This is a genomic window from Streptomyces sp. GL_148 (assembly GCF_057834205.1).
Map to the genome: position 1 here is coordinate 8,153,404 of NZ_CM174396.1, position 15,923 is coordinate 8,169,326.

General features: G+C 72.4%; 14 protein-coding genes and 1 pseudogene. 10 read left to right on the forward strand and 5 right to left on the reverse strand.

Translation table 11 applies throughout. From position 1 onward, the window contains the following. Positions 1 to 24: 24 nt before the first annotated feature. The 3 genes from AC3IYI_RS36770 to AC3IYI_RS36780 all read left to right on the forward strand — a co-directional run bounded on the left by AC3IYI_RS36770 (position 25) and on the right by AC3IYI_RS36780 (position 2,414). Positions 25 to 1,302, forward strand: a complete 1,278-nt coding sequence (locus AC3IYI_RS36770) for a sensor histidine kinase (protein ID WP_489407758.1) — start codon at positions 25 to 27, stop codon at positions 1,300 to 1,302. Next, on the forward strand, positions 1,299 to 1,967 hold the full coding sequence (locus tag AC3IYI_RS36775) for a response regulator (protein ID WP_489407759.1): 669 nt from the start codon (positions 1,299 to 1,301) through the stop codon (positions 1,965 to 1,967). Before AC3IYI_RS36770 ends, AC3IYI_RS36775 begins: the two co-directional genes overlap by 4 nt. A 153-nt stretch (positions 1,968 to 2,120) precedes the next feature. After that, positions 2,121 to 2,414 (forward strand): hypothetical protein, encoded by a 294-nt coding sequence (locus AC3IYI_RS36780; protein WP_489407760.1) that lies wholly within the window; start codon positions 2,121 to 2,123, stop codon positions 2,412 to 2,414. A 107-nt stretch (positions 2,415 to 2,521) separates the two neighbouring features. Here AC3IYI_RS36780 and AC3IYI_RS36785 read toward each other — a convergent pair whose 3' ends face one another. Beyond that, positions 2,522 to 3,856, reverse strand: a complete 1,335-nt coding sequence (locus tag AC3IYI_RS36785; protein ID WP_489407761.1) for a chloride channel protein — start codon at positions 3,854 to 3,856, stop codon at positions 2,522 to 2,524. Positions 3,857 to 4,091: 235 nt separating this feature from the next. Here AC3IYI_RS36785 and AC3IYI_RS36790 point away from each other — a divergent pair, with 235 nt between their 5' ends. Then, entirely contained in the window at positions 4,092 to 7,292 is a 3,201-nt protein-coding gene (locus AC3IYI_RS36790; protein ID WP_489407762.1) for a TIM-barrel domain-containing protein, read from the forward strand. A 177-nt stretch (positions 7,293 to 7,469) separates the two neighbouring features. Beyond that, a complete protein-coding gene (locus AC3IYI_RS36795) occupies positions 7,470 to 8,399 on the forward strand; it encodes an aminoglycoside phosphotransferase family protein (RefSeq protein ID WP_489407763.1) in 930 nt (309 codons plus the stop codon). Here AC3IYI_RS36795 and AC3IYI_RS36800 read toward each other — a convergent pair. Continuing rightward, entirely contained in the window at positions 8,374 to 9,147 is a 774-nt protein-coding gene (locus tag AC3IYI_RS36800) for an SDR family NAD(P)-dependent oxidoreductase (RefSeq protein ID WP_489407764.1), read from the reverse strand. The genes AC3IYI_RS36795 and AC3IYI_RS36800 overlap by 26 nt on opposite strands. A gap of 337 nt (positions 9,148 to 9,484) precedes the next feature. Here AC3IYI_RS36800 and AC3IYI_RS36805 point away from each other — a divergent pair, with 337 nt between their 5' ends. From AC3IYI_RS36805 to AC3IYI_RS36815, 3 genes are all read left to right on the forward strand, one after another. Further along, the gene (locus AC3IYI_RS36805; protein ID WP_489407765.1) at positions 9,485 to 10,462 is read left to right on the forward strand and encodes an amino acid--tRNA ligase-related protein; all 978 of its coding nucleotides are present in this window, start codon (positions 9,485 to 9,487) and stop codon (positions 10,460 to 10,462) included. Positions 10,463 to 10,506: 44 nt separating this feature from the next. After that, positions 10,507 to 11,613, forward strand: a complete 1,107-nt coding sequence (locus AC3IYI_RS36810; protein ID WP_489407766.1) for an LLM class flavin-dependent oxidoreductase — start codon at positions 10,507 to 10,509, stop codon at positions 11,611 to 11,613. Positions 11,614 to 11,799: 186 nt separating this feature from the next. Then, positions 11,800 to 12,714, forward strand: a complete 915-nt coding sequence (locus AC3IYI_RS36815; protein WP_489407767.1) for a LysR family transcriptional regulator — start codon at positions 11,800 to 11,802, stop codon at positions 12,712 to 12,714. Between the two features lie 24 nt (positions 12,715 to 12,738). Here the strand turns inward: AC3IYI_RS36815 and AC3IYI_RS36820 are convergent. Further along, positions 12,739 to 13,968: pseudogene (locus AC3IYI_RS36820) on the reverse strand (MFS transporter); the annotation flags it as partial. Between the two features lie 38 nt (positions 13,969 to 14,006). Further along, the gene (locus AC3IYI_RS36825; RefSeq protein WP_489407768.1) at positions 14,007 to 14,612 is read right to left on the reverse strand and encodes a TetR/AcrR family transcriptional regulator; all 606 of its coding nucleotides are present in this window, start codon (positions 14,610 to 14,612) and stop codon (positions 14,007 to 14,009) included. A gap of 113 nt (positions 14,613 to 14,725) precedes the next feature. On the opposite strand from AC3IYI_RS36825, the gene AC3IYI_RS36830 reads away from it, so the two are divergent. Further along, positions 14,726 to 14,995: a DUF6158 family protein gene (locus AC3IYI_RS36830; RefSeq protein ID WP_489407769.1), complete on the forward strand. Its 270-nt coding sequence runs from the start codon at positions 14,726 to 14,728 to the stop codon at positions 14,993 to 14,995. A 19-nt stretch (positions 14,996 to 15,014) separates the two neighbouring features. Here AC3IYI_RS36830 and AC3IYI_RS36835 read toward each other — a convergent pair whose 3' ends face one another. Further along, the gene (locus AC3IYI_RS36835) at positions 15,015 to 15,191 is read right to left on the reverse strand and encodes a DUF6126 family protein (RefSeq protein ID WP_489411807.1); all 177 of its coding nucleotides are present in this window, start codon (positions 15,189 to 15,191) and stop codon (positions 15,015 to 15,017) included. A gap of 121 nt (positions 15,192 to 15,312) precedes the next feature. Here AC3IYI_RS36835 and AC3IYI_RS36840 point away from each other — a divergent pair, with 121 nt between their 5' ends. Beyond that, positions 15,313 to 15,873, forward strand: a complete 561-nt coding sequence (locus AC3IYI_RS36840; protein ID WP_489407770.1) for a TetR/AcrR family transcriptional regulator — start codon at positions 15,313 to 15,315, stop codon at positions 15,871 to 15,873. The last annotated feature ends 50 nt before the right edge of the window (positions 15,874 to 15,923 follow it).

Below are 15,923 nucleotides of genomic sequence, written 5' to 3' on the forward strand. Positions count from 1 at the left end.
CCGATGGGAAGATGGAATATGCCGATGATCAAAACGGACGACGGGGCGGGCGGGAGCGCGCCGGCGCAGGGCGCGAACGGGGCCCGGGCCTTGAGCGGGGCCCGGATCTTGAACGGGGTCCGGGCCCTGAACGGGATCGGGGCCCCGAACTGGACCCGCAACGACGCGCTCGTCGCCATCGCCGCCGTTGTCGTCGACATGGTCGGCTATGCGTTCGGTGCGGCCGAGGGCGGTCGGCCCCTCACCGTGTCCGCCCTCGTCCTGGTGGTCCTGACCGCGCCCTGCCTGCTGGCCCGGCGGGTCAGGCCGATTGCCGTGCTCTGCGCCGTCCTCGCCCTGGGCGCGGCGCTGAACCTGATCACGTCACAGGGCCCGCACTTCTCCGCGGGAGTGACCGTCGCGCTCTACTCCGTGGCCCGCGTGCGCGGCCCGGCGGTCACGGCGGCGGCCGCCCTGGCGGCCGTGCCGCTGACGGTGGTCGGCAGCGGCTACGGCGGGACGACCGGGTTCATGGGCCTGCTCGGCAACACGGTCGCCGCCCTCCTCGTCGTCGCCGCCGCGCTGCTGACGCGTCGCTGGCATCAGGAGACCGAGGCCAAGCGCATCCTGCTGGCCGAGCGGGCGGTGGCCGAGGAGCGCCGCCGCATCGCCCGCGAACTGCACGACATCGTGGCGCACCACATCACCACCATGCAGCTGATGGCCGGCGGGGCGCGGGCCAACCTCGCGCACGACCCGGAGACGGCCCGCGAGGCCCTGGTCACCCTGGAGGGTTCCGGGCGGATGGCGCTGCGCGAGATGAGGCAGTTGCTCGACGTGCTCCGGGCGGGGGAGGAACCGGAGCGCACCCCGCCGGCCCCGCAGCCCGGCACCGGCGACCTGGACCGGATCGTCGCCGAAGCCAGGCTCGGCGGCCTGGAGACCGGGTTCACCGTCGACGGGCCGGTCCGCCCGCTGCCGCCGGCCCTCGGCCTGACGGTGTTCCGCATCGTGCAGGAGTCGCTGACCAACACCCGCAAGCACGCCGGGCGGCAGGCCCGGGCCCACGTACGGCTGACGTATGGTCCGGACGAGGTGACGGTGGAGGTCCGCGACGACGGTGCGGGGAACCGGCCGGCGCCTTCGCGGCCGGCTCCGGTTTCCGGCTACGGTCTGATCGGAATGCGAGAACGGGTCGCCCTGCAGGGCGGCACCCTGGAGGCGGCCGCCCTCGACGACGGCGGATTCCGGGTGGCGGCGCGCCTGCCGGTGCCGCACGGGCCGGATGCGCCCGGGGGAGAGGGAGAGGAAGAACGCCGATGATCCGTGTGCTCATTGCCGACGACCAGCCGCTCGTCCGGCGGGGCCTGGCCCTGATCCTGGCCCCCGAACCGGAGTTCGAGGTCGTCGGCGAGGCCGGGGACGGCGCCGAGGCGGTCGCCCTCGCGGAGCGGCTGCGCCCCGACGTGGTCGTCATGGACATCCGGATGCCGGTCCTGGACGGGGTCGAGGCCACCGGGAAACTGTCCGGGCTGCTGCCGGAGTGCCGGGTCCTGGCGCTGAGCACCTTCGACATGGACGAGTACGTGGTCGCCGCCCTGCGCGCCGGAGCCTACGGGTTCCTGCCCAAGGACGTCTCCCCGGAGGAGCTGACCGCGGCGATCCGCACCGTCCACACCGGTGAGGCCGCGGTGGCGCCGCGCCTGCTGACCCGGCTGATCTCCACGTACGTACGGGTCCCCGTGCGGCCCGCCCGGCAGACGGCAGGAGTCCCGGCCGGACTCACACCGCGGGAGCGGGAGATCTGGCGGCTGCTGGCCACCGGACTCGACAACGCGGAGATCGCCGCGGACCTGGACATCAGCGTCTCCACGGTCAAGAACCACATCACCGGCATCTTCGGCAAGCTGGGCGTCCGCGACCGGGCCCAGGCGGTCATCGCCGCGTACGAATCGGGCGTGGTGGAGGTCGCCGAGGGGTCGCGCTGAGCGCCGCGTCCGCGGGGAGGGGTGTCAGGAGCCCGGGGCGCACAGCTCTGACCTGCCGGAACATCGCCGGAACACGGGAGGATTCACCCGTGCGCAAAGGGGCACGTCCATGGCACAGTGCGATCAGTCCAACCGCACGACCAGGGAGTCTCCATGAGCGATCCGCACTCCACGCAGCTCGCGGCCGCCCCCGAGTACCGGAAGTACCGGCCGGAGCCGCACCCGCTGAGCCCGACGGGCACGTTGAGTCCGACGGGTCGGCCGGGTCCGCTGCCGTGCTGCCCGGTGTGCGAGGGCGCCCCGGAACGCATCTCCTGGCGTCAGCGTCCGGGGCAGCCGGTGGTTCTGGTCTTCGAGCCCTGCGGGCACCGGCACGGCTCGCCGGCGGCGCCGGTCCTGGCCGTGAGCCCGCTGCCCGTCACGGGCTGGGGACGGGCCCTCGCATGAGCTTGCCGATCCACTGGACGAGCCCGCCGTCGTACATGCCGGGAGCGTAGGTCAAAGGTTACGAAAAGGGCGAAGAGTCGGTCATTCGGGCCCAGTGGCTGGAGGGCTCAGGCGTCGGCCGTGGCGGGCTGGAGGTGGGCCGGGTCCGCCGGGCGCTGGCGGTCGATCAGGGCCGAGGCCAGCAGCGCCGTGACCGCCGAGAGCATGAGCAGCGGCATCAGCGTGGCGGCCTCCTTGCCCAGCAGGGTGGCGGCCAGGACCACGCCGGTCACCGGGAGCCGGGTGCCGGCCACCCCCGCCGCACAGATGCCGGCCGCCAGCGCGGGGCCCATGCCGAATCCGGGAAGGCTGCCGAAGGCGACGCCGGTCGCCGCCCCGATCATGATGGACGGGAAGATCGGGCCGCCCCGGAGGCTGCCCAGGGCGATGCCCCAGCCGATCAGTTTGAAGGCCGCGAGGGCGATCAGCGCGCCCACGCCCCAGGCCGAGGGCTCGGCGGCCAGCTGGCCGACGGTGATCTGGCCGGACAGGGCCACCTCCTCGGGGGAGCGCCCGGTGATCAGCGCGTAGGCGGTGACGCAGACGCCGACGGCCACCGCGCACAGGACGATCCGCTGCGCGGAGGTGCCCACCCAGCCGTGGACGCGCAGTCCCGCGGACTTGGCCAGGGCGATGAGGACGCCGATCAGGGCGGCCATGGGAATGCCCCACAGGAAGTCGCCCGCGTCGGGCAGGCCGACGGCGGGTTCCTCGGGGAGGGTCAGTGCCCCGATGCCGAGGCCGGTCCAGTGCCCGAAGCCGGTGAAGACCAGGGCCCCGACCCCGCTGGCGACCAGGGCGGGCAGGATCAGTATGAGCAGGCGCGGACCACCGGCCACGAGGGCGGCTCCCTCCAGCACCATCACCACCGGGATCAGCGGACTGCCGAAGATCGTGCTGATGGCGGCGGTGGATCCGGCCATGCCGAGCACCGTGGCCAGCTCGGGCTCGGCGGCGCGCTTGGCGGCGCGGATGCTGAGCAGCGCGAGGCCGCTGCCGATCGCCATCAGGGGTGCCTCGGGTCCGAGCATCACGCCGAGGGGCAGGCAGGCCAGCGCGGCCAGGATCACGCTCAGGGTCTCGCGGGGCATGGTCGGCGGGCCGCCGAAACCGTAGGCGGGGACGTGTCCGCCGGCGCCGGTCATCCGCGTGATGATCGGCGCGGCCAGCAGTCCGGCGAGGGTGAGCGTGGGCATGCCCCACCACCACGGGGGGAGGGAGTAGCCGAGCAGGTCGGGTGCGGTGTGCCACACCCAGTTCTGGAGTTCGCGTACGAGGCTGACGAAGCCGAAGGCGAACAGCGAGACCGGGATGCCGATGAGCGCCGAAAGGGTGAGCAGTCGCAGGGTCCCGGGGGCGAGCAGGATCTGACGGAGCGATGCGGGCTGTTTCGCCTGTTCCATGAGCGCCGGGCCCTCCAGAAAAGTCCGTAGTTCGTCTCAGGGTCACGGCGCGGGGCGGGTCGCGCAGGGCGGTTGGGCCATCCGAGTGAAGGACCGGGCAGGCTCTACATGCTCAAAGATGCTCGTTGACCAGCCATTCCAATCATCTTCCTTCAAATGAGACCTCGGGACCGTATGTTGCCCGGTGCATGCCAAAAGGTGTGTCCGCAGTCCGGACCGCACGAGGAGCCGCCCCATGAGACTCATCAGCATCCGCAGAAGCCCACGGCGGCGGCGCGCCCCGGCGGCCGCGCTGCTCGCCGCGGTCCTCGCCGTGGCCGGTCTGGCCACCGCCGGACCCATCTCCTCGCCGGCTTCCGCGGCAGCCGCGGCGCCGGCCCCGGCCACGGCGGGCAACGCCACCGGCGTCACCCAGTCCGGGAACACCTTCACCATCGCAACCTCCGGCGGGGCCAAGGCCCGGGTGGTCGTCGCCCGCGCCGACATCTTCCGGCTCTGGCTCTCACCCGACGGCACCTTCACCAACGACCCGGCCGGCACCGACCTCGCCCCCACGACGGACTTCGGCCCGGTCGGCGCCGCCTGGACCGACACGGGCACGTATTACAAGATCACCACCGGTTCCCTGTCCATCCGGGTCAACAAGACCCCGCTGCAGTTCTCCGTCTACCGGGCCGACAACTCCACCCTCGTCTGGCAGGAGACGCAGCCCACCTCCTGGACCAGCAGCCAGACCACCCAGTACCTCGCGCGCGCGGCGGACGAGCAGTTCTACGGGACGGGCCTGCGCCTGGGCGAATGGGCACTGCGCGGCAAGACCGTCCCGATCGCGGTCGACAACAAGTGGCGCGAGAACAACAACGCCAGCCCCGCGCCCTTCTACGTGTCGACGAACAACTACGGCGTGATGCGCAATACCTGGGCCCCGGGCTCGTACGGTTTCAACGCCCCCACCACGCTCACCCACGACGAGAAGCGCTTCGACGCCTGGTACTTCACCGGCGATTCCCTCAAGACCGTCCTGGACGCCTACACCGACGTCAGCGGCAAACCCTTCATGGCTCCGGCATGGGGCTTCGAACTCGGCAACGCCGACTGCTTCAACGCCTCCAACCCGGCCTACCAGGGCGATCACAACCGGCTCCGCCACCAGACCACCCCGGACGTCGTCGGCTACGCCACGGACGCCCGCGCCGCCGACATGCCCTCGGGCTGGTTCCTGCCCAACGACGGCTACGGCTGCGGCTACACCACGCCCCTGAAGTCCACGGTCGACGCCCTGAAGGCCAAGGGCTTCCAGACCGGGCTGTGGACCTCCACGGGTCTCGGCAACATCAACGAGGAAGTGGGGGTGGCCGGTTCACGGGGGGTGAAGACCGACGTCGCCTGGATCGGCGGCGGTTACAAGACGGCGTTCGCGGGCGTCCAGCAGGCCGTCGACGGCATCGAGAAGAACTCCGACGCCCGACGCTACGTCTGGACCGTCGACGGCTGGGCCGGCACCCAGCGCAACGCCGTCGTCTGGACCGGTGACACCAACGGCACCTGGGACGACATGCGCTGGCACGTCCCCGCCATCACCGGCGCCGGCCTCTCCGGCCTCAACTACGCCACCGGCGACGTCGACGGCATCTTCGCCGGCAGCCCCAAGACGTACGCCCGCGACCTCCAGTGGAAGGCCTTCACCCCGGCCTTCATGACCATGTCCGGCTGGGGCGCGACCGGCCCGACCGCCGGCTACCAGGACAAGCAGCCCTGGCGGTTCGCGGAGCCGTACCTCTCGATCAACCGCAAGTACCTCCAGCTGAAGATGCGGCTGATGCCGTACCTGTACACGATGAGCCGGACCGCCCACGAGACCGGCGTCCCGAGCACCCGCGCGATGGTCCTGGAGTACCCCGATGACCCGGTGGCGCGCGGCAACCTGACCAGCGGCCAGTTCATGGCCGGCGACTCCTTCCTCGTCGCGCCCGTCGTCTCCGACACCTCCGTACGGGACGGCATCTACCTCCCGGCTGGCGCGTGGACGGACTACTGGACGGGCAAGACCTACGCCGGACCGGGCTGGCTCAACGGCTACCAGGCACCCCTCGACACCCTGCCCCTCTTCGTCAAGGGCGGCGCCATCGTCCCGATGTGGCCGCAGATGAACTACACGGGGGAGAAGCCCGTCTCCACCCTCACCTACGACATCCACCCGCGCGGCGCCACCTCCTTCAGCCTCTACGAGGACGACGGCATCACCCGCGCCCACCAGAGCGGAGCCTTCGCCCGCCAGCAGGTCGACGTCACCGCCCCCTCCTCCGGCTCCGGCACCGTCACCGTGTCCGTCTCCGCCCCGGCCGGCAGCTACACCGGCAAACCGGCCTCGCGCGGCTACGAGTTCAGCCTTCACGTGGCCACCGCCCCCACGGCGCTCACCGTGGACGGCGCGGCCCTCACCCGGCTCACCAGCAAGGCCGCCTACGACGCGGCGGCGACCGGCTGGTACTTCGACGCCGCCGACCGCGGCGGCATCCTGTGGACCAAGACGGGTACGAAGTCGGGCGCGTTCAGCGTCTCGGCCACCGGCGCCTCCGTCCCGGCCGCCGACCCCATCCCCGTCACCTCCAGCCCCGTCCCGCAGACGGCCTGGACCCTGGTCTCCGCCGACAGCCAGGAGACCAGCGGCGAGAACGGCGCCGCCCGCAACGCCTTCGACGGGAACACCGGGACCATCTGGCACACCGCCTGGTCCGGTGGCACCGCCGCGCCGCTCCCGCACGAGATCCAGATCGACCTCGGCGCCCGCTACACGGCCGACGGCCTCGGCTACCTGCCCCGCCAGGACGGCGGGGTCAACGGCCGGATCGGCAGCTACGAGGTGTACGTCTCCGACACCACCACCGACTGGGGATCCCCGGTGGCCACCGGCACCTTCGCCGACACGGCGGCCCTCAAGTCGGTCTCCCTGTCCGCCAAAGCGGGCCGATACCTCCGCCTCAAGGCACTGACCGAGGCGGGCGGCCGCGGCCCCTGGACCAGCGCCGCCGAGATCACCCTGACCGGTCGCCCGACCCCGCTGCCCGCGGCCGCCACCCTGGTCAACGGCGCCTCGGCCACGTGCATCGACCTCCCGGGCAGCGCCACCACCCCCGGCACCCAGCCCACCCTCTACAGCTGCCACGGCGGCCCCAACCAGCGCTGGACCCTCCAGGCCGACGGCCGGCTGACCGGCCTCGGCGGAGTCTGCCTGGACGCCGCCACCGCCAACGCCGTCGCGATCCAGACCTGCAACGGAAGCTCCGGCCAGAGCTGGCAGACCGGCCCGGACGGCAGCCTGCGCAACTCCGGCCAGTGCCTGACCCCGGCCGGCTCCGCCACGGCCAACGGCACCAAGCTCACCCGGGTCGCGTGCGCCACGACCCCGGCCCAGCGCTGGACGTTCACTCCCTGACCCGGGACCCGGGACCCGTGGGGTTCCCGGCTTCTCCGTGATCCCCGCCCGATGAGGACCGCCTGACACCCCCCACCCAGCCCGGCCCGGCACCCAGCCGGGCCGGGCTCCGGCGCGAGGAGCCCAGCGGCTACCGTGGAGGCCGCCGCGCTCCTCGGACGCTTCAGGAAGGTGCTCATGCCCGCCGGGAAAATGCACGCCGACGAACCCGACATCGACGCCTCCCTCGTACGCAGGCTGGTAGCCGGGCAGTTCCCGCAGTGGGCGGGGCTCCCCGTAGAGCGGGTCGACTCCGCCGGCACGTCCAACGCCATGTACCGGCTGGGCGGGGACCTGGTCGTACGCCTGCCGCGCACGCCGGGCGCGGCAGGAGACGTGGGCATGGAGCACGTCTGGCTGCCGAGGCTCGCCCCGGGCCTGCCGGCCGCCATCCCCGCCCCCATCGGCACGGGGCGGCCCGCCGAGGGCTATCCCTGGTCCTGGTCCGTCTTCGGCTGGGTCCCCGGAGAGAACCCGGTGCCCGGCCGGATCGCGGAGCCGGACCTCCTGGCCAAGGACCTGGCGGAGTTCGTCTCCGCACTGCACCGGGCCGATCCGGTGGACGCTCCGGCCTCCTACCGCAGCGAGACCCTGGCGGCTCGGGACGCCGAAACCCGTACCGCGCTCGCGGAACTGGCCGCGAGCGCCGACGCCGACGTCCAGACCGGGGAGGCGACCGCCCTGTGGGAGGAGGCCCTGCGGGCGGAGCCCTGGTCCGGACCCCCGGTCTGGATCCACGCCGACCTGCAACCGGGGAACCTGCTCCTCGCGGACGGAAGGCTCACCGCCGTCATCGACTTCGGCTGCGCCGGCCTCGGCGAACCCGCCGTCGACCTGATCCCGGCCTGGTACGTCCTCCCGGCCACCGCCCGCCCCGCCTTCCGGGCCGCCCTGGACGCCGACGACGCGATGTGGACGCGTGCCCGCGGCTGGGCCCTGTCGATCGCCCTCATGGAACTGAACTACTACAAGGAGACGAACCCCGTCATGGCGGCCATCGCCCGCCACGTCATCGGCGAACTCCTCGCCGAGGGCCCGGCCCCTACAGGTGGCCGCCGCCGTCGATGACGACGACGGTGCCGGTGCTGAGCCGCAGGGAGGTGACGGCGCCGATCAAGGAGCAGGCCACGTCGTCCGGGTCCGCGGCGACCTGGAGCGGCGCCGACGCGGCCTGGGCCCGGACCGCGGCCGGATCGCGGCCGGGGACGAAGCCGGTTTCGACCGCCGCCGGCGAGAGGTTGAAGACGCGCACCTGGGGGCCGAGCACACGCGCCAGGGAGGTGGTCATGACGTCCAGGCCCGCTTTGGCGGCGCAGTAGGCAATGCTGCTTCCCAGCCCCGTGGAGCCGGATATCGAGGAAATGTTGGCGATGACCGCGTCACCCGAGGACCGCAGGAGCGGGGTGAACGCGCGAATCACAGAGAAGGTACCCCGTACATTCACGGTGAGAATCCGGTCGAACTCCGCGTCCGTCAGCCCGTCGAGGTCGCCGTGGTCGACCAACGTGGTGGTGCCGGCGGAGTTGACCAGCACGTCCACCACGCCGTGCCGGTCGGCGACGGCATCGGCGGCCTTGCGCACGGCGGTGGAGTCGTCGAGCGGAATGTGCGCCGCGCTGTGCCTTTCACCGGGAAGGGCGGCGACGAGATCGCGCGCGCGGCTTTCGCCGGAGTTGTAGCCGACGACCACGTGGGCTCCGGCCTCGGCGAGACGCCGTGCGCACGCGGCCCCGATACCGCTGCTGCCACCGGTGACGACAGCCACCTTGCCGGTCAGATCGAAGAAACCAAGGCCACCCGTACGCACTTCGGCCATGAGCACATCCTTGCTTCGACACGTGCATCTTCATGGAAATGGTTCACGCTATCGCGGGGATTATCGGCAGGCAACGGTTAAAGGCCTGTCGGGGAAAACTGGCCGGATCGGGCTACGGAATTATTCTCTCCATTTCATGTCCCGGGCCGGGCGGCGGGCGCCCCATCATGACGGATCGCACTGATCCCCGCATTCCACTTCCTGGTGACGAGTTGGTGCACGGAAGGAACAGGCCATAGTGGCGGGCGGGCGTTTGTCTGATGGTCGCCAGGCGCAGAACGGAAGGGAACTTCCAGCGCGCAAGGTAGGTAATCGCCCCAACTTCATCGGAGTGACAGTGACTTTCTCGCCCGCGCAGTCGTACCAGTGGACCGGACGGATCCTTCAGGCATTGCGTCGGAGCCTTGCCGATCAGGAATTCCTGGAGATTCTCCCCGCGCTGCTCTCCTCTCAGGACGAGCCGGGCGCCCGGCACTCGATTGCGGTCCTGGGGGATCGGGCGCGCCCGCAAGTGAAGGACGAGGGCGGCCGGGTTTCGGTCGAAGGCAAGTGGGCTTACCAGCTGCCAGTGAGTCATTCCGTGGAAAAGCAGATGGCCCTTGAGCATGCGGACCGTGTCTATTGCGTGACCCCTTGCCTACGTCTCCTCATGGAAGGCGAGGACACGTCGGGCAGGCACCTCTACACGTTCTTTCAGGTGGTGGTCGAGTGGCGGGCCGCGGACGCGAATGAGGTGTTCAGCGTCACCGAGGGCATCCTCGGAGGGCTTGCCCGCCATCTGGAGCCGGTCCTCCCGCAGGAGGGGCGCGGGGCCGCGGAGCGTCTGGCCGGCCTGCGGAGCGGACCCTATCCGCGGATTTCCTTCGCCGAGGCGCTCGCTCTCGCCGGGCGAGGACCGCGGGAGCCGCAGAACACCGATCTGACCCATGAGGAGGAGCGGATCCTCACCGAGAAATTCACTTCACCGTTCTGGATACACCGCTATCCACTCGGCGTGCGCGACTCGCTCTACCAGCAGGGTGAGGACGGGCTCCAGGAGACGTACGACCTGATGCTCCCCGCAGGGCACGGTGAACTCGCCACGGGAGGGCTCCGGCCGAAGGACGCGGACGAGATCTCCGAGCAGTCCCGGTTGCTCGGCGGCGAGCCGAACCGCGTGTACGCGGAATGGAAGAAGCGGTCCGGGATCCAGACGGCCGGCTTCGGGCTCGGCCTGGAACGGCTGGTACGGCACATCGCCGGGGCCGACAGCGTCCTGGACCTCCTGGCGGCCCACGATTCCGGCCCGAACCGGCGCATCGGCTCGGGCGAGTAGACGTCCGATCCGTGCACCCCTTCCCAGAGTGACCGGAGAACCGAGTGACGCTGACCTTCCACTGGTTCCTGCCCACGTACGGCGACGGCCGCGACGTGGTGGGCGGCGGCCACGACGTTGCTTCCGGCGGCAAGGAGCAGCAGCGGCCCGCCACCGTCCGCTACCTCGCGCAGATCGCCGTCGCGGCCGAACAGCTGGGCTTCGCCGGTGCGCTCACCCCGACCGGTGCCTGGTGCGAGGACGCCTGGGTGACCACCGCCATGCTCGCGCGCGAAACGGAACGCCTGAAGTTCATGGTCGCCTTGCGGCCCGGCTTCGTCTCCCCGACCCTCACCGCCCAGATGGCCGCCACCTTCCAGCGGCACTCGGAGGGCCGGCTCCTCCTCCACGTCGTCACCGGAGGCGAGAGCGAGGAACAGCGCGCCTACGGCGACTTCCTGGAGAAGAACGCCCGGTACGGCAGGACCGGCGAGTTCCTGGACATCGTGCGACGTCTGTGGGGAGGCGAGCTGGTCGACTTCAGCGGATCGCACCTGCGCGTGGAGGGCGCCCGGCTCGGCCGACTGCCCGACCCGGTGCCGGCCGTCTACTTCGGCGGATCGTCGCCGGCGGGCATCGAGGTCGCCGCACTCCACAGCGATGTGTACCTGACGTTCGGGGAACCACCCGAGCAGGTGGCGGAGAAACTGGCCCGCGTACGGGCACGCGCCGCTCGGGAGGGGCGGCGGCTCCGCTTCGGCATCCGGCTTCATGTGATCACCCGGGACACCGCCGGGCAGGCGTGGGCCGAGGCCCGGCGCCTGCTCGAAGGCTTCAGCCCCGAGGCGATCCGATCCGTCCAGGCGGGTCTGCGCGGCAGCGAATCGGAAGGCCAGCACCGGATGCGGGCGCTGCACGGGGGGCGCGCCGACGACCTGGAGATCACGCCCAACCTGTGGGCCGGCATCGGCCTGGTCCGTGGCGGAGCGGGCACGGCCCTGGTGGGAGAGCACCGGGAGGTGGCCGACCGGATCATCGAGTACCACCGGCTCGGCATCGACGAGTTCGTGCTCTCGGGGGTCCCGCACCTGGAGGAGGCGTACTGGTTCGGCGAAGGCGTCCTCCCGCTGCTCGCCCGGGCAGGACTCTGGACCCACCCCTCCCGCGGCTGACCGGAACGCGACTGAGTGCCAAGCTCGCCCGTGACGTTGACGCCTGACAGCGGGTCGGCACCCGTTCCCGCCCTCGCGATGGCGGGGCCGGGTTGCCGCCCTGGGCCGTGAACTGATCGTCGGACAGCCGGACATCCAAGTCAATCCTCCGGATTTCTGGTAACCCCCAAGGGATACCTTGGGGTTGTGACCCTCGATGATCTCCGCGTCTTCGTCGCCGTCTGCCGGGCCGGCAGCCTCAGCGCCGTCGCCCGTGACCTCGGCCGCACCCAGTCCGCCGTCAGTCAGCACGTCCGCCGCCTGGAAAAGGAGACGGGCACCGCGCTCCTGGAGCGCCACCCGCGCGGGGTCTCGCCCACCGGGGCCGGCCTGATCCTTCAGGCGGCCGCCGCCGACGGCATCGCCGGGCTCGACGGAGCCCTGCGCCGGCTCGACGACCTGGTACGGGGCGACGGCGGCTCGGTCCGCGTCACCACCGGGGCCACCACCGTGCGCCACTTCATGGCCGAGGCGATCGTCGCCTTCCGGCGCAGCCACCCCCGGGTCAGCCTGGAGTTCCAGACCGAGAACTCCAGCCGGAGCTGTTTCGACGCCCTCAGCGCCGAGGACCTCGACCTCGCGTGGATCACCATCGGTGCCCCCGTGCGGGGGATCGAGCAACGCCCCGTCATGCGGCTGCCCTGGGTCCTGGCGGTCGGCGCCGACGATCCGCTCGCCACCCGCTCCCGCCTGGAGCCGTCCGACCTCGGAGCCGTCCGCCACATCCGGCTTCCGGAGAACTCCACCTCCCGTGCCCAGCTCGACGCCGCCCTCGCCGAAGCAGGCATCCGGATCAGCTCCGACACCAGCGCCGCCGACTGGGACACCGCCCTGCTCCTCGCCGAACTGGGCCTCGGCCACGCCGTCGTACCGGCGCTGCCCGGCTGGCAGGTACCCGGATCAGACGGACCGCTGCGCCTGGTGCCGGTCCCCGCCCTGCCGCCGCTCGCCGTCGGCTGGGCCGTCCGGCGCTGGTCCGCCCTCTCCCCGCTCGCCCGCGCCTTCGCCGACGAGGTGGCCCGCAGCTGCGTGGCCCGCACGGCTGCCCCCGGGCGGTCGTGACGCGGGCAGTCGTGCTGACGGCAGCCGCGATGACGGCAGCCGTGACGCGGGCAGCAGTCCTACGGCGGCCAGCGCGGTCAGCGCCGCGACCGAAGCCCCGGTCCCCGCGGCCACCGCGATGCCGAGGGCCGGCCCGACGTTCATCGCCGTCTGCTTGAGCCCGCCCACCACTCCCGCGTGCCCGGCCGGGGCGTCCCCGACCACCGTGCCGGTGGCCGTCACCATCACCGCGGCGAAGCCCGCGCCGAGCACCCCGAAACCCCAGCCCGGACCCAGTCCCGTGATCCCGAGCGCCACCAGCCCGGTCCCCGCCATCGCCGTCCCGCGGGCCCCGAACCGGCGCAGCAGGGCCCCCGCCACCGGTGCGCCGACGACCATGGCGGCCGTCATCGGCAGCACGCGCAGCCCGGTCGCGAGCGGATCCAGCCCCGCCGCGTCCTGGAGCGCGAAGCTGGCCCCGAACAGCGCCCCGAACAGTGCCGCGGAGACCACGGCCAGCAGCGCGACGGACGCCGTCACCGGGACGGAGCGGGCCACCGGGCGCGGCACCAGGGGCTGGGCGGAGCTCCGCTCGGACCGTACGAGCAGGGCCGCCAGCGCGGCCGCCGCGGCGAACCCGGCCAGGGTCCGGGGCCCCGGCCAGCCGTGTTCCGGTACGCCGGCCAGCGCGTGGACCAGCGCCGCGAGGGCCGCCGCGAGGAGGACCGCACCGCCGGGCCGGATCCGGCCGGGCTCGGTGGGCGGGGGCGCGGGGACCCGTAGGAACAGGGCCGCCGCCGCGATGGCGAGGGCGACGGGGACGTTCGCCACGAACACCGCACGCCAGCCGAAGTGTTCCACCAGCACACCCCCGAGCAGCGGCCCGGCCGCCGCGGCCACCCCGATCGCCGCGGTCCGCACCGCGACCGGCCCGCCGATCCGCTCGGGCGGGTACGCCAGCCGCAGCAGAGCGAGCGTCGCCGGCTGGAGCAGCGCCCCGAAGAGCCCCTGCGCGGCGCGCAGGGCGATCACCCAGCCGGCCCCGGGAGCGAGCGCGATGCCCGCCGAGGCCGCCGCGAAGCCGAGTACGCCGGTGATCAGCATCCGGGTGTGCCCGTACCGGTCACCCAGCCGGCCGGCGAGGACCAGGAAGGCCGCCACGCTCAGCAGGTACGCGCCGCTCGTCCACTGCACCTCGGCCAGGCTCGCCCCGAGGTCCCGCCGCAGGCTGGGCTGCGCCATGAGCAGCACCGTCCCGTCGAGGGCGACGAGCATCGCGCCGGCCGCGCTGACGCAGAGCGCGAGCCGGGGCCTCACGGGCGGCGCCTGGGCAGATGGGCGTCGAGGGCGGCATCGACCACCCGGTCGACGGAGCCCTCCGGATCGCCGCCGAGCACGAGCGGCAGGCTGCCCCAGGCCCACAGCTGCGCCACGCCGTGCAGATTGGCCCAGAGCGCGGCGGCGGTGACGCGGGGGGCTCCGGCCGTCCCGCACCGGGCCACCAGTGAGACGAGCAGCTCGAACAGCGGCAGCGTGGAGTCCCGGAGCCGGGCCTCCGGCGGCGTGTCCTGCCCGCCGCCCTCCAGCAGGTCGTGGCGGAACATCAGCTCGAACATGCCGCGGTGCTCCAGCGCGTAGCCGACGTACGCTCGCCCCAGCGCTCCCACCTGCCCGCGCGGATCCTGCGCCCCCGGACCCGCCATCGCGGCGGGGATCCGGGAGCCGAGCTCCTCGAAGCCGCGTCGGGCGATGGCGGACAGCAGCGCCTGGTGGGTGGCGAAGTACCGCCGGGGCGCCCCGTGGGACACCCCGGCGCGGCGGGCGATCTCGCGCAGCCCGAGCGCGGCGGTCCCCTCGCTCGTCACGAGCTCCACGCCGACGTCGATCAGCCGCTCGCGCAGCCCGCTGTCCTGATCCATAGACACTGTCTACCATCGGGCCGTAGACAGTGTCTATCTCTCTCCCTCGGCGATGATGGGATGAGCGCGGCCGGGCGAGGCGCCCGGCCCGGCCGAGGGAGAGGTGACCTGCCATGGCGGAGCGCGAGGCCCACGAGGCCGGGCCGTCGGCGGACGGCCTGGAAGAGGGCCGCCTGATGAAGGAGCTCGAAGCCATCCACCGCACGCGTCACGAGACCCTGCTGCACGGATCGGACGACGCGCTGGTCACGCACACCCGGCGGATGGAAGAGCTGGAGCGCGAGTACGTACGCCGTCACCCGGAGCGCGCCCAGACCACCGGCCGCACCCGCTCGGGCGCCCGCGCCCGTACGGGCACGGAGTCGGAGGCCGAACAGGGCTGAAGCCCCGGGGAGGGGGCGCCTACTTCTCGGCGTGCTCGCCGAGCACGAACAGCAGCCAGACGAACCCCGCGAAGAGGTGCGTGCCGGCGATGTAGAAGGAGGCGCGCAGCAGCACGCCGTTCTCCTTCCACTTCTCGTACTTCGCCGCCGCGGCGGCGGAGCGCGCCCGCTCGGAATTCTCGTCCTGGTCCGTCATCACCCGAACAGCCTACGGGTGAGCGGGTCCGTCGACCGCCCGTCCCTCTGTAGACGCCCCCCTGAATCAGACTTGCATCATGTGAGACAAATTTGTATCGTTTGATACGAAGGAGGATCGCATGATGAACGAAGAAGAGCTGCTGGACGGCGCCGCACGCGTGCTCGCCGGCGATCACAGCGCCTCCATGGCGCACATCGCCGCGGGCATCGGGACCAGCCGCGCCACGCTCAGCCGTCGCTACGCCACCCGCGAGGCACTCCTCAAAGCCGTGGCAGTCCGCGCCATCGACGTGGTCGACGGATGCCTCGCCCCCGCCGACCTGCCCGGCAGCGCCGACGGAGCGGAGTTCGACGCCGCCCTGGAGCGGCTCGTCACCGGGCTGCTGCCCGCCGCGCACCTGTACGGGTTCACCTCCCGCGACGCCACCGTGCTCGCCGACCCCGAGTTCCGGGCCGGGATCCAGCGCCAGGACCAGCGGGCCCTCGCCTTCCTCGCACTCGGCCAGCGCCTCGGCCGGCTCCGCGTCGACCTGCCCGCGTACTGGATCTGGTACTCGCTCTGGGGGCTGCTCGACGCCGCCGCCGAGGGCGTCCGCGACGGCCACCTCGCCCGCCGCGACATCGGCCGGCTCGTCCTCGCCTCCTTCCTCAGCGGAACCCGGCCGTCCCCGGCGGCCTGAGCCCGCACCCCTCTCGCGCAGACCGCGCCACGCGGACCGAGAGAACCGCA

What these genes read in the sequence shown, in the direction of transcription:
- AC3IYI_RS36825 (WP_489407768.1), bottom strand. Translation starts at nt 14,612, where the DNA reads ATGGATCAGGACAGCGGGCTGCGCGAGCGGCTGATCGACGTCGGCGTG.
- AC3IYI_RS36790 (WP_489407762.1), top strand. Translation starts at nt 4,092, where the DNA reads ATGAGACTCATCAGCATCCGCAGAAGCCCACGGCGGCGGCGCGCCCCG.
- AC3IYI_RS36800 (WP_489407764.1), bottom strand. Translation starts at nt 9,147, where the DNA reads ATGGCCGAAGTGCGTACGGGTGGCCTTGGTTTCTTCGATCTGACCGGC.
- AC3IYI_RS36780 (WP_489407760.1), top strand. Translation starts at nt 2,121, where the DNA reads ATGAGCGATCCGCACTCCACGCAGCTCGCGGCCGCCCCCGAGTACCGG.
- AC3IYI_RS36795 (WP_489407763.1), top strand. Translation starts at nt 7,470, where the DNA reads ATGCCCGCCGGGAAAATGCACGCCGACGAACCCGACATCGACGCCTCC.
- AC3IYI_RS36835 (WP_489411807.1), bottom strand. Translation starts at nt 15,191, where the DNA reads ATGACGGACCAGGACGAGAATTCCGAGCGGGCGCGCTCCGCCGCCGCG.
- AC3IYI_RS36785 (WP_489407761.1), bottom strand. Translation starts at nt 3,856, where the DNA reads ATGGAACAGGCGAAACAGCCCGCATCGCTCCGTCAGATCCTGCTCGCC.
- AC3IYI_RS36840 (WP_489407770.1), top strand. Translation starts at nt 15,313, where the DNA reads ATGATGAACGAAGAAGAGCTGCTGGACGGCGCCGCACGCGTGCTCGCC.
- AC3IYI_RS36770 (WP_489407758.1), top strand. Translation starts at nt 25, where the DNA reads ATGATCAAAACGGACGACGGGGCGGGCGGGAGCGCGCCGGCGCAGGGC.
- AC3IYI_RS36775 (WP_489407759.1), top strand. Translation starts at nt 1,299, where the DNA reads ATGATCCGTGTGCTCATTGCCGACGACCAGCCGCTCGTCCGGCGGGGC.
- AC3IYI_RS36830 (WP_489407769.1), top strand. Translation starts at nt 14,726, where the DNA reads ATGGCGGAGCGCGAGGCCCACGAGGCCGGGCCGTCGGCGGACGGCCTG.